Below are 12,847 nucleotides of genomic sequence, written 5' to 3' on the forward strand. Positions count from 1 at the left end.
ACACGACACCCGCAGGGGGCTGCGGTGGTGCCGCGTGAAACGGAAAGTCTTGGCAGGATCTGCCCGGCGGCAGTGGCCTGTGCTCGGGCGTCCAGGGGGAGGTAACCACCCGGGCCGGCGGCGCATTCCACCAGGCTCACGGGCTCCGGCTGGGGCCGGGGTTCCAGGGGTAGGTAACGGTCCCGGCCGGCCGGGTGTTCCCACCGCCCTGCGGTTTCCAGGCGGCGCACCGGGGTGGGGTTCCTCGGTGGTATGCCATGTTCAACGACCCGGCACCCCGCCGCCATTCCACCCCCGGGGTGGTCCCGGCCACCGGACACTCCACCCCGAACCGGACCCCCCGCCCACCCGGGCCCAGCCCGACCCGGACACCCCGACCTTTCCGGGCGACGCCAGACGCCAGGGCCCGCAGTGGGTGGAGCGCGCGGCGACGGGCCGGCCGCCGGAAAACCGGTCACTGCTCGCGGCGGCCGATTTGGGCGCGGGTTGTCACGCTCCGTTCGTGGCGGGCGGAGGTCCGGGCGTTCCGGCCGGGTCGGGGTGGACCTGGCCGGAGGCCCGATCCGTGACCTCGGCGGTCAACTGGCGCGGCACCGTCGGCCGCGGCGCAGCCGGCTCGCCGGACCAGGGGACGTCCGGGGACCGGTGGAAGGCGATTCCCGCCCGGTCCCACCGCGGGCCCTGGCCGGCCAGTCGGTCCCGGAACCCGACCCAGTCGTGGGCCGCCCGGGGTGACCAGCCCAGTTCGGCGGTGGCGGGCAGCCGGGGCAGCAGCATGAACTCGATCTCCGCCAGCGAGGTGACTGACTCCGTCCAGAGCGGCGCCTCGACGCCGAGCACGGCGTCGGCCGGGACGCCGGTCAGGTGCGTCCCCGGGTCCCAGTCGTACGCCCGGCGCACGTCGATCAGGCCGGCCCAGTCGTGCCCGATGGGGGTGTCCGGGGCGTACTTCATGTCGAAGTAGGCGTGGTTGCCGGGGGAGAGGATCAGCCGGGCGCCCTGGCGTACGGCGGCGGCGATGTCCGGGTCGTCGCCGTTGGTGCCCCACCACTGGAGCACCCGCCCGTCCAGGTGCGCGGCCGGCGCGAGCTGGTGCCAGCCGACCACGGTCTTGCCCAGTCCGGCGACGATCCGCTGCGCCCGCTCGACGAAGCCGGTGTACGCCGCACCCTTGACCTTGAACGCCTCGTCGCCGCCGATGTGCAGCCATGGCCCCGGGGTGAGGGCGGCCACCTCGCCGAGCACGTCGGCGACGAAGTCGTACGTCCGCTCGTCGGCCGGATCGACGTAGCTGAAGCCGACGTCGGTGCCGGTGTACGGCGGCGGCGGGATCTTGCCCGGCGCCAGCTCGGGGTATGCGACCAGCGCCGCGTTGGTGTGCCCGGGCAGGTCGATCTCCGGCACCACGGTGACGTGCCGGCGGGCGGCGTAGCGGACGATGCGTCGGTAGTCGGCGGCGGTGTACCAGCCGCCGGGGCCGCCACCCACCTCCGTGCTGCCGCCGACGGTGGCGAGCCGGGGCCAGGAGTCGATCGCGATCCGCCAGCCCTGGTCGTCGGTGAGGTGCAGGTGCAGGTGGTTGAGCTTGTACCGGGCCAGGTGGTCGATCACCCGCAGCACGTCGGCCACGCCGAAGAAGTGCCGCGCCACGTCGAGCATCGCGCCCCGGTACGGGAACCGGGGCCGGTCCACGATCAGCCCACCGGGCACCACCCACCGCTCGGCGACCGGGGTCGGGCTGTCGATCGCCGCCGGGAGGAGCTGCCGCAGCGTCTGCACCCCGTGGAAGAGCCCGGCCGGGGTGACGGCGACGATCCGGACCCCGCCGGTGGTCACGTCGAGCCGGTACCCCTCGTCGCCCAGGTCGACCGCGCCGACCTCGCCGCTGACGCCTACGGCCAGCGGACCCGGGCCGGCCAGGGTGAGCACGAGCGGACCCTCGGGGTCGGCCACGTCGGTGACCGGCAGCGGGTAGCCGGTCGCCGGGCGCAGCAGCTCGGCGAGCTGCTCGCCGACGTCCCGGGCTGCCGGGTCGAGGCTGACCCGGACCGCGGCGTCCGCCGGTAGAACGAAGTCGGCGGTCGGGTCCGCCGCCACCCGCTCGGGGGCCGGGATCACGTCGCCGAGGCGGACCGGGGCCGGCCCGGCGAGCAGGTCGGCGGCCGTCCGCGCGGCCACCCGGGCCAGGTCGGCCGCCGCCGGCTGGTGGGCGGGGAGTCCGGCCGGGTCGGTCGCGGGTGCCGTCGTGGCCGGTCCCAACGGGTCCGGACCGGTGGCGGGGGTGGCGGAGGGGGTGGGCGGCACGGCGACGGCTCCCGGGTGTATTCGCGTCGGATATGGCAAAGGTGAGGTTCGGCAAAACGAGCGCTGTCAAGAGTACGAGGGGGAGCGGCAATGCGTGATCGTGCGCGTGGAACCGTTCCCAGAAACCGGCACGAACGCGGAAAGTCGTGATGGCTGTGCCTATTGTCACCGAACGGTCCCGGGCCACTCGATGTTCGCTTAACCTTCGCCCACGATCGCGGACGACACCGGGATTAGCGGTGGTCGGCTCCGGGGTATGAGCAACTGAACCTTCGTTAAGTGTCAATGCGGACGCGTGTGGGAGGCTCCGGTGGCAGCGCAAGAGACGGTCGATCACAAGTACGTCTACGACTTCGCCGAGGGCAACAAGGAGCTCAAGGAGCTGCTCGGCGGCAAGGGTGCCAATCTCGCCGAGATGACCAACCTCGGCCTGCCGGTCCCGCCCGGCTTCACCATCACCACCGAGGCCTGCAAGGCGTACCTGGCCACCGGCCGGGAGCCGGACGGGCTGGCCGGCCAGATCGAGGCGCACCTGGAGTCCCTGGAGCGGGAGATGGGGCGCAAGCTCGGCGACCCGCAGGACCCGCTGCTCGTCTCCGTGCGCTCCGGCGCGAAGTTCTCCATGCCCGGCATGATGGAGACCGTCCTCAACGTCGGCCTCAACGACCGCAGCGTCGTCGGGCTGAGCGCACAGGCGGGCGGGAACGACCGGTTCGCCTGGGACTCCTACCGCCGGCTGATCCAGATGTTCGGCAAGACCGTGTGCGAGGTGCCGGGCGAGGAGTTCGAGCACGCGCTCGACGAGGCCAAGCGCGCCAAGGGTACGACGAACGACCTGGACCTGGACGCGGACGATCTGCGCGGGCTGGTCGACGCGTACAAGCGGATCTTCGCCAAGCACACCGGCCGGGAGTTCCCGCAGGAGCCCCGGGAGCAGCTCGACCTGGCCATCCGCGCGGTCTTCGAGTCGTGGAACGCCGAGCGCGCGGTGGTCTACCGCCGGCAGGAGCGGATCCCGGCCGACCTGGGCACCGCGGTCAACGTGGTGGCCATGGTCTTCGGCAACCTCGGCTCCGACTCCGGCACCGGCGTCGCCTTCACCCGCGACCCGGGCAGCGGCGCGCAGGGCATCTACGGTGACTACCTGGCCAACGCGCAGGGCGAGGACGTCGTCGCCGGCATCCGCAACACCGTGCCGTTGCAGGAGTTGGAGCAGCTCGACAAGAAGTCCTACGACGAGCTGCTCAGCTTCATGGCCCGGCTGGAGGAGCACTACAAGGACCTCTGCGACATCGAGTTCACCATCGAGCGCGGCAAGCTCTGGATGCTCCAGACCCGGGTCGGCAAGCGCACCGCCGCCGCCGCGTTCGTCATCGCCGGGCAGCTCGTCGACGAGGGCCTGATCGACCTGGACGAGGCGCTGCACCGGGTCAACGGCGCGCAGCTCGCCCAGCTGATGTTCCCCCGGTTCCGGCTCGACCACGAGTTCCAGCCGGTGGCCAAGGGCATCGGCGCCTCGCCGGGCGCCGCCTCCGGCAAGGTGGTCTTCACCTCCGCCCGCGCGGTCGAGCTGGCCGCCGAGGGGGAGGCGGTGATCCTGGTCCGCCGGGAGACCAACCCCGACGACCTCAACGGCATGATCGCCGCCAAGGGCATTCTCACCTCGCGCGGCGGCAAGACCAGCCACGCCGCCGTGGTGGCCCGCGGCATGGGCAAGACCTGCGTCTCCGGCGCCGACGAGATCGACGTCAACGTGCCGGCGAAGAAGTTCACCGTGGCCGGGCAGACGGTCAGCGAGGGTGACGTCGTCTCCATCGACGGCACCACCGGCAAGGTCTACCTCGGCGAGGTGCCGGTCATGCCGTCGGAGGTGGTGCAGTACTTCGAGGGCAGCCTCGATCCGGAGCACATCGACAACGCGCTGGTCCGGGCCGTACACCGGATCATGACGCACGCCGACGGCAAGCGGCGGCTGGCGGTCCGGACGAACGCCGACACCGGCGCGGACGCCGCGCGGGCGCGGCGGTTCGGTGCCGAGGGCATCGGCCTGTGCCGCACCGAGCACATGTTCCTCGGCGACCGGCGGGAGCTGGTGGAGCGGCTGATCCTGGCCCGCACCGACGACGAGCGGGACGGCGCGCTGGCGGCGCTGCTGCCGCTGCAGCGGGCCGACTTCGAGGAGATCTTCCGCGAGATGGACGGCCTGCCGGTCACCGTGCGGCTGATCGACCCGCCGCTGCACGAGTTCCTGCCGCCGCTGGAGCAGCTCGCGGTCAACGTCGCGGTCGCCCAGGAGCGCGGCGAGGACGTGGCCAAGGAGGAGGCGCTGCTCGCCGCCGTGCGGCGGATGCACGAGGAGAACCCGATGCTCGGCCTGCGCGGCGTACGGCTGGGTCTGGTCATCCCCGGCCTGTTCGCCATGCAGGTCCGGGCGATCGCCGAGGCGGCCGTCACGGTCGCCCGCAGCGGCGCGGTGGCCAAGCCGGAGATCATGGTCCCGCTGGTCGGCGCGGTGCAGGAGCTGGAGACGGTCCGCGCCGAGGCCGAGAAGATCATCGCCGAGGTGGTCGCGGACAGCGGCGTCGAGGTGCTGATCGGCACCATGATCGAGGTACCCCGGGCGGCGCTGACCGCCGGGCAGATCGCCGAGGCGGCGCAGTTCTTCTCCTTCGGCACCAACGACCTGACCCAGATGGCCTGGGGCTTCTCCCGCGACGACGTCGAGGGGGCGTTCTTCTGGCGCTACCTGGAGCTGGGCATCTTCGGCATCTCGCCGTTCGAGTCGATCGACCGGGAAGGCGTCGGCCGGCTGGTCCGAATCGCCGCCGAGGAGGGCCGGGCCGCCCGGCCCGAGCTGAAGCTCGGCGTCTGCGGTGAGCACGGCGGGGACCCCGATTCGGTGCACTTCTTCCACGAGGTCGGCCTGGACTACGTCTCCTGCTCCCCCTTCCGGGTCCCGGTGGCCCGCCTGGAGGCCGGCCGCGCCGCGGTGGAGACCGACGGCTCCGACTCCCGCTGACCCGACCCACCTACCTCCCCACGCCCACCGCCGGGTCGATCCAGGGCAGGCCGTCGTTGGTTGATCTCCGATCACCGTGATCTCTCTGGATCGACGGCGGGGGCGCCACGGGAGGCGGTGGGGCGGGGGCGCGCCGAATCAGGCGGGCGGGCGTAGCCTTGGCGCACTGTCTGATCAACCGGGGAAGGATGGCCGCATGACCAGCGTCTGGGAGAGCCTGACCGTCGATGCCCAGGACCCGTCCCGGCTCGCCCACTGGTGGGCGGAGGCGCTCGGCTACCAGGTGATCAGCGACAAGCCGGACGAGGTGGAGATCCGGCGGGCACCGGACGTGGCCCCGGGCATCGTGTTCGTCCCGGTCGCGGACGGCAAGGTCACCAAGAACCGGCTGCACATCGACTTGCGCCCGGCCGACCAGGAGGCCGAGGTCGAGCGGCTGGTCGACATGGGCGCCCGGCACGTCGACGTGGGCCAGGGGGACGTGCAGTGGACGGTGCTGGCCGACCCGGAGGGCAACGAGTTCTGCGTGCTGCGACAGCGGGGATGACGGTTGAGCGCCGGTCCGTCTGACGATGCGGCGCGCCTGATCGACGAGGCGCCCAAGGACACCGGGTACGGGCGGTCGCCGTACGAGCGGGACCGGGCGCGGGTGCTGCACTCGGCCGCATTCCGCCGGCTCGCCGCGAAGACCCAGGTGCACACGGCCGGCACCGACGACTTCCTGCGAACCCGGCTGACCCACTCGCTGGAGGTGGCGCAGATCGCCCGCGAGATGGGGGCCCGGCTGGGCTGCGACCCCGACGTGGTGGACACCGCCGGGCTGGCGCACGACCTCGGGCACCCGCCGTTCGGGCACAACGGCGAGGAGGCGCTCGACGAGCTGGCCGCCGACTGCGGCGGCTTCGAGGGCAACGCCCAGACGCTGCGGGTGCTCACCCGGCTGGAAGCGAAGGTGCTCGCCCCGGACGGGCGCCCCGCCGGGCTCAACCTGACCCGGGCCTCCCTCGACGCGGTCAGCAAGTACCCGTGGCCGCGCCGCCCCGGCCGGCGCAAGTTCGGCGTGTACGCCGACGACCGCCCGGTCTTCGACTGGTTCCGTGCCGGCGCCCCGGCCGACGGCCGGCGCTGCCTCGAGGCGCAGGTGATGGACTGGGCCGACGACGTGGCCTACTCGGTGCACGACGTCGAGGACGGCATCCACGGCGGGTACGTCAGCCTGCGCCCGCTGCTCGAGGACGCCGACGAGCGGCGGGCGCTCTGCGCCGACGTGGCGGCCGCGTACTCGGGGGAGTCCCCGGACGACCTGGGCGGGGTGCTGGTCGAGCTGGCGGCCGACCCGGTGCTCGCCCCGCTCGTCGGGTACGACGGCAGCCACCGCGCCCAGGCGGCGTTGAAGGCGACCACCAGCGTGCTCACCGGGCGGTTCGTCTCGACCGTGGTGGCCGCCACCCAGCAACGCTTCGGCCCCGGCCCGCACCGTCGGTACGCCGCCGACCTGGTGGTGCCCCGCCGGATCCGGGCGCAGTGCGCGCTGCTCAAGGGCATCGCGCTGCGGTACGTGATGCGCCGCCCGGGCGCCGGCCCCCGGTACGCCGTGCAACGGGAGATCCTCGCCGAGCTGGTCGCCGTCCTGGTCGACCGGGCGCCGGAGGGGCTCGACCCGGTCTTCGCCCCGCTGTGGCGGGACGCGCCGGACGACGCGGCCCGGCTGCGGGTGGTGGTCGACCAGGTGGCCTCGCTCACCGACCCGGCGGCGCTCGCCTGGCACGGCCGCCTGGTGGGCGCCCGGCCCGGTCTCGGCTGACCGCCCGGCGGGTGGCCCCGCGCTCAACCGGCGCGCCCGGCGCCGGCGCCGGCGGGCGCGGGGGGCGGTCGGTGGGCGCTCCGGATGACTTAGGTTAGCCTAAGCAGCATGAGTGAGCGCCCGAAGAAGGTCACCGCCGCCACCGTCCTGCGGACCGAGCGGCCCACCCCGCACCTGATCCGGCTGGTGCTGGGCGGCGAGGAGCTGACCGGCCTGCCGGTGGGCGCGTACACCGACCACTACATCAAGTTCCTCTTCCCGCCCGCCGGGGTGGTCTACCCGCACCCGGTCGACCTGGCCGCGCTCAAGCGTGACCTGCCCCGGGAGCGGTGGCCGCGACTGCGGGCGTACACCGTGCGGGCCTGGGACGCGGTCGCGGGCGAGCTGACCGTGGACGTGGTGCACCACGGCGACGAGGGGCTTGCCGGTCCGTGGGCCGCCGCCCTGCGCCCGGGCGACCGGGTGCTCTTCACCGGCCCCGGTGGCGCGTACGCCCCGGACCCGGCCGCCGACTGGCACCTGCTGGTCGGGGACGAGAGCGCCCTGCCGGCGATCGCCGCCGCCCTGGAGCGGCTGCCGGTCGGCGCGCCCGCCAAGGTCTTCCTCGAGGTGGCCGGCCCGGCCGACGAGTTGCCGCTGGCCAGCCCCGGCGCGGTGGAGCTGACCTGGCTGCACCGGGCCGGTCGTTCGGTCGGCGCGGCGCTGGTCGCGGCGGTGACGGCGCTGGACTTCCCGCCCGGCGCGGTGCACGCCTTCGTGCATGGCGAGGCGGGCTTCGTCAAGGAGTTGCGCCGGCTGCTGCGGGTCGAGCGCGGGGTGCCCCGGGAGGCGCTCTCCATCTCCGGCTACTGGCGCCTCGGCATGAACGACGAGGGCTGGCGCTCCACCAAGGCGGACTGGAACGCCCAGGCCGAGGCCGTGGAGGCGATGGTCGCCGCCTGACCGGTCGCGGTCCGGCTCGCGGTCCGACGGCACCCTGCGCTCCGGCGGGAGTGGGTCTACCTCGGGATGTAGTAGGGGTGCTACATTTCGCCGTACTGATCCGACGCATACCCGGGGAGCGGCCATGACCGCGGTCGAACTACCGGGAGTCGACGCGGCTCCCCACGCACCCGACGACCACCTCGTCCTCGACGTCCGCGACCTGCGCATGCGCTACGGCAGCGTCGACGTGCTGCACGGGGTCGACTTCACCGCCCGGCGCGGCGAGGTGCTCGCCCTGCTCGGGCCGAACGGGGCCGGCAAGACCACCACCATCGAGATCCTCGAGGGCTTCCGGCTGCGTTCGGCCGGCGACGTCCGCGTCCTCGGGGTCGACCCCGGCCGGGGCGACGAGCGGTGGCGGGCCCAGATGGGCGTGGTGCTCCAGTCCTGGCGGGACCACGGCAAGTGGCGGGTCCGGGACCTGCTGGCCCACCTCGGCGACTTCTACGCGCCCTACGCGACCGACCGGATCCGTCGCCCCTGGCCGGTCGACGAGCTGTTGGACACGGTCGGCCTCGCCGTGCACGCCGAGAGGCGGGTGCACCAGCTCTCCGGCGGCCAGCGTCGCCGGCTGGACGTGGCGGTCGGCATCGTCGGCCGCCCGGAGCTGCTCTTCCTCGACGAGCCCACCGTCGGCTTCGACCCGGCCGCCCGCCGCGAGTTCCACGAACTCGTCCACCGGCTCGCCGACTCCGACGAGACCACCATCCTGCTCACCACCCACGACCTCGACGAGGCCGAGAAGCTCGCCGACCGGATCCTGATCCTGGCCGGCGGGCGGATCATCGCCGACGGCTCGCCGGACGAGCTGGCCCGCCGGGTGGCCGGGGACGCGGAGATCCGGTGGACCCGCGGCGGGGAGCGGTTCGTGCACGCCGCGACGGACGCGACGGGCTTCGTCCGCGAGCTGCTGCGGCAGCACGGCGACGCGGTGCGGGAGCTGGAGGTCCGCCGGGCCAGCCTGGAGGACGCCTACATGGCGCTGGTGTACGAGCAGGAGTCCGGTGCCCGGGTCGGCGCGGCCGCCCGGGTCTGGCAGACGGGAGACGAGCGATGAGCCCGACCGGAGCCGCCGTCCGGGCCGGCGTGCGGCGCGGCGTGATCGAGCTGCGCAACACCTTCACCAACTTCCAGGACCTGTGGAACTACTTCTTCCCCACCGCGGTGCTGCTGGTCGCGATGTTCTTCATGCGCGGCGCCACCGTGCCCGGCACCACCTTCTCCCTCGGCGCCCGGACGCTGCCCAGCGCCCTCGGCATGGGGTTGGCCTTCGGCGGCATGCTCGTGCTGGCCCAGCAGCTGGTGGTCGAGCGGGAGGACGGCACCCTGCTGCGCGCCAAGGCCACCCCGAACGGGATGCTGGGCTACCTGGTCGGCAAGATCACTTTGATGTCGGCGGTCGCCCTGGTCAGCATGTTCATCCAGCTGGTACCGGCGTTGTTCTTCCTGGACGGGCTCCGGGTGACCAGTCCCGCGGCCTGGTTCACCCTGGCCTGGGTCGCCGTGCTCGGTCTGGTCGCCACCCTGCCCATGGGTGCGGTCATCGGCTCGCTGATCGAGAACCCGCGCAACCTCGGCCTGGTCATGCTCCCGACGATGGGCCTGGTCGCCCTCTCCGGCATCTTCTACCCGATCAACGGCTACCCCGGCTGGCTCCAGGCCGTCGCGCAGGTCTTCCCGATCTACTGGCTAGGGTTGGGCATGCGCTCGGCGCTGCTCCCGGACGGCTTGGCCGCGGTCGAGATGGACGGCTCCTGGCGGCACCTGGAGACGCTCGGCGTGCTGGGCCTCTGGGCGGTGCTCGGGCTGGTGCTGGCCCCGGTGGTGCTGCGCCGGATGGCCCGCCGGGAGTCGGGCTCGCGGGTCGCCGCGCGCCGGGAGCGCGCCATGCAGCGGGTGGTATGAGAGGGCGGCCATGAGTGAGACGGTGTACAACCGGATCGCGATGCTGCGCGCCGAGCGGGGCATCTCCCGCCGGCAGCTCGCCGACGCCCTCGGCGTGCACTATCAGACCGTCGGCTACCTGGAGCGGGGCGAGTTTCGGCCGAGCCTGCACCTGGCGCTGCGGATCGCCGCGTACTTCGAGGTGCCGGTGGAGGTGGTCTTCTCGATCGAGCCGTTCCCGCGGATCGGGGACGCCGCCGCCGCCGGCCGCACCGCCTGACCCGGCGGCCGGCGGCGTTCGCCACACGGCCGTGCCCCGACCGCCGGATCGCCGGTCCGGCAGGGCAGGATGTACGCCGAGGAGGTGGCGCAATTGGCGGGGCGGATCCGGGACGAGGACATCGCGCTGGTCCGCGAGCGCACCTCCATCGCCGAGGTCATCTCCGACACGGTCACCCTGAAGTCGGCCGGCGGCGGCAACCTGAAGGGGCTCTGCCCGTTCCACGACGAGAAGAGCCCGTCGTTCAACGTCTCGCCCGCCCGCAACGTCTGGTACTGCTTCGGTTGCGGGGCCGGCGGCGACGCGATCAAGTTCCTGATGGACGCGGAGCACCTGAGCTTCGTCGAGTCCGTCGAGCGGCTCGCCGCCCGCGCCGGCCTCCAGCTGCGGTACGTGGAGGACGACCGATCCGCCCCGCGCAGCCGCCCCCAGCAGGGGCAGCGGCAGCGCCTGGTGGCCGCGCACGCCGCCGCGGTGGAGTTCTACCGGGGGCAGCTCACCACGGCCGGCGCGCGGCCGGCCCGGGAGTTCCTGGCCCAGCGCGGCTTCGACCGGGCCGCCGCCGAGCGGTACGGCTGCGGCTTCGCCCCGGACGGTTGGGACCTGCTCACCAAGCACCTGCGCCAGCAGGGCTTCAGCCACGACGAGCTGGTCACCGCCGGGCTGTCCCGGCCCGCCCGGTCGGGCTCGCTGATCGACCGGTTCCGCCGCCGGCTGCTCTGGCCGATCCGCGACCTCACCGGCGACGTCATCGGGTTCGGCGCCCGCAGGCTCTTCGACGACGACGACGGCCCGAAGTACCTGAACACCCCCGAGACGCCGATTTACAAGAAGTCGCACGTCCTCTACGGCATCGACCAGGCCAAGCGGGAGATCGCCAAGCAGGGCAAGGTGGTCGTGGTCGAGGGCTACACCGATGTGATGGCCTGCCACCTGGCCGGCGTCACCACCGCCGTGGCGACCTGCGGCACCGCCTTCGGCTCGGACCACATCGGCGTACTGCGCCGCCTGCTGCTGGACACCGACGCGGTGGCCGGCGAGATCATCTTCACCTTCGACGGCGACGCCGCCGGCCAGAAGGCCGCGCTGCGCGCGTTCGAGGACGACCAGCGCTTCGTCGGGCGCACCTTCATCGCGGTCAGCCCGGACAACATGGACCCGTGCGAGCTGCGGCTGGCCAAGGGCGACCTGGCGGTCCGGGACCTGGTCGCCCGCCGCGAGCCGCTGGTCGACTTCGCGCTCCGCCACCTGATCAACCGGTACGACCTGGACACCGTCGACGGCCGGGTGGAGGCGATGCGCCGGGCCGCCCCGCTGGTCGCGAAGATCAAGGATCGGGAGAAGCGCCCGGAGTACGTCCGCAAGCTCGCCGGTGACCTCGGTATGGAGATCGAGCCGGTGCAGCGGGCGGTGCTGACCGCCGGCAACGGCCAGCCGTCCGGCGAGCGCCCCGCCCCGGCCCGCCCGGCCCCGGCCGTGCCCGCAGTGGACAGCCCGCAGTCGATGGTCGAGCGGGAGGCGCTGAAGCTCGCCCTCCAGGAGCCGGTGCTGGCCGGCCCGATGTTCGACGCGATCGAGTCCGGCGAGTACCGGCACCCCGTCCACGGGGCGGTGCGCGCCGCGGTCGCGGCGGCCGGTGGCGCGGCGGCGGCCACCGGCGGCGCGGTCTGGATCGAGCAGGTCCGCGACGCCTGCGAGGACCTGGCCGCCCGCGCGCTCGTCGGCGAGCTGGCCGTCGAACCGCTGCGCATCGACGGCGAGCCGGACCCGCGCTACGTGTCGATCACCATGGCCCGGCTCCAGTGGGGCTCGGTCACCAGCCGGATCAGGGACCTCAAGTCCAAGATCCAGCGGATCAACCCGGTCAGCAACAAGGACGAGTACTTCGCGCTCTTCGGGGAGCTGCTCTCCCTGGAGCAGCACGCTCGGGCACTGCGCGAGCAGGCCGCGGGAGGGCTGTGATGGGACTGTTCAACCGCAAGCCGAAGCTGCCGCCGGCCGCCCGCCCGCCGCTGGCCGCCGACGAGCGGGTGCTCGCCTGGGCCGCCGTCGGCAACGGCGAGGGCGACGGCGTGGTCGTGGCCAGCAACCTCGGGCTCTGGCTGCCCGGCCGCGGGCACCGGCTGGGCTGGCACGACATCCTCAAGGCGGTCTGGTCGGGGCGCGAGCTCACCGTCACCCCGGCCGACCCGGTCGCCGAGCGGGACGGTTACCTGGTGGTGGCCGACTGCCCCGCCGAGACGTACCTGCTGCTCGACCCGGGGGAGCTGCCGCACCAGGTGCGGGCCCGGGTCACCCGGTCGGTGGCGTACACCGCGCACCACGAGGTGCCCGGCGGCGCCGGCCGGATCGCCGCCCGCCGGGTGGCCGGCGTGGACGGGCTGACCTGGACGGTCCGCTACGACCCGGGCACCCCGGTCGACGACGAGGCGGTGACCGCCGAGACCGACCGGCTGGTCGCCGCCGCCCGCGCCGCGACCGCTCCGGCCGACGTCTGAGGCGTACCCCAACGGTGGAGCCGAGCCGCCAGTGAACCGGGTGCCGGGGGCGGGCCCGGCGCGACCCGGGGCGA

10 protein-coding genes are annotated in these 12,847 nt (G+C 73.6%); 9 read left to right on the forward strand and 1 reads right to left on the reverse strand.

The window, feature by feature from the left end; all coding sequences use genetic code 11:
• Positions 1-489: 489 nt before the first annotated feature.
• Complete coding sequence (locus I8N68_RS28010; protein WP_372433874.1) at positions 490-2,325, reverse strand: beta-N-acetylhexosaminidase; 1,836 nt, start codon at positions 2,323-2,325, stop codon at positions 490-492.
• Between the two features lie 289 nt (positions 2,326-2,614).
• Here I8N68_RS28010 and ppdK point away from each other — a divergent pair, with 289 nt between their 5' ends.
• The 9 genes from ppdK (at position 2,615) to I8N68_RS28055 (ending at position 12,773) form a co-directional block, all read left to right on the forward strand.
• The gene (ppdK, locus tag I8N68_RS28015) at positions 2,615-5,323 is read left to right on the forward strand and encodes a pyruvate, phosphate dikinase (protein WP_200215498.1); all 2,709 of its coding nucleotides are present in this window, start codon (positions 2,615-2,617) and stop codon (positions 5,321-5,323) included.
• Between the two features lie 196 nt (positions 5,324-5,519).
• Positions 5,520-5,870, forward strand: a complete 351-nt coding sequence (locus I8N68_RS28020; protein WP_200215499.1) for a VOC family protein — start codon at positions 5,520-5,522, stop codon at positions 5,868-5,870.
• Between the two features lie 3 nt (positions 5,871-5,873).
• Positions 5,874-7,127: a deoxyguanosinetriphosphate triphosphohydrolase gene (locus I8N68_RS28025; protein WP_234040741.1), complete on the forward strand. Its 1,254-nt coding sequence runs from the start codon at positions 5,874-5,876 to the stop codon at positions 7,125-7,127.
• A 108-nt stretch (positions 7,128-7,235) separates the two neighbouring features.
• Positions 7,236-8,069, forward strand: a complete 834-nt coding sequence (locus I8N68_RS28030) for a siderophore-interacting protein (protein WP_200215500.1) — start codon at positions 7,236-7,238, stop codon at positions 8,067-8,069.
• Positions 8,070-8,193: 124 nt separating this feature from the next.
• The gene (locus tag I8N68_RS28035; RefSeq protein WP_372433872.1) at positions 8,194-9,168 is read left to right on the forward strand and encodes an ABC transporter ATP-binding protein; all 975 of its coding nucleotides are present in this window, start codon (positions 8,194-8,196) and stop codon (positions 9,166-9,168) included.
• Complete coding sequence (locus tag I8N68_RS28040; protein ID WP_200215501.1) at positions 9,165-10,016, forward strand: ABC transporter permease; 852 nt, start codon at positions 9,165-9,167, stop codon at positions 10,014-10,016. Before I8N68_RS28035 ends, I8N68_RS28040 begins: the two co-directional genes overlap by 4 nt.
• Before the next feature lie 10 nt (positions 10,017-10,026).
• Positions 10,027-10,275 carry a helix-turn-helix transcriptional regulator gene (locus I8N68_RS28045; protein WP_200215502.1) on the forward strand — a complete coding sequence of 83 codons (249 nt, stop codon included), beginning with the start codon at positions 10,027-10,029 and terminating at the stop codon, positions 10,273-10,275.
• Between the two features lie 69 nt (positions 10,276-10,344).
• Positions 10,345-12,237, forward strand: coding sequence for a DNA primase (gene dnaG, locus I8N68_RS28050; RefSeq protein ID WP_200215503.1), 1,893 nt, complete (start codon positions 10,345-10,347; stop codon positions 12,235-12,237).
• Positions 12,237-12,773 (forward strand): hypothetical protein, encoded by a 537-nt coding sequence (locus I8N68_RS28055; RefSeq protein ID WP_200215504.1) that lies wholly within the window; start codon positions 12,237-12,239, stop codon positions 12,771-12,773. The genes dnaG and I8N68_RS28055 overlap by 1 nt, the downstream gene beginning before the upstream one ends.
• The last annotated feature ends 74 nt before the right edge of the window (positions 12,774-12,847 follow it).

Source organism: Micromonospora coerulea (assembly GCF_016598485.1).
Classification (GTDB): Bacteria; Actinomycetota; Actinomycetes; order Mycobacteriales; family Micromonosporaceae; genus Micromonospora; species Micromonospora coerulea.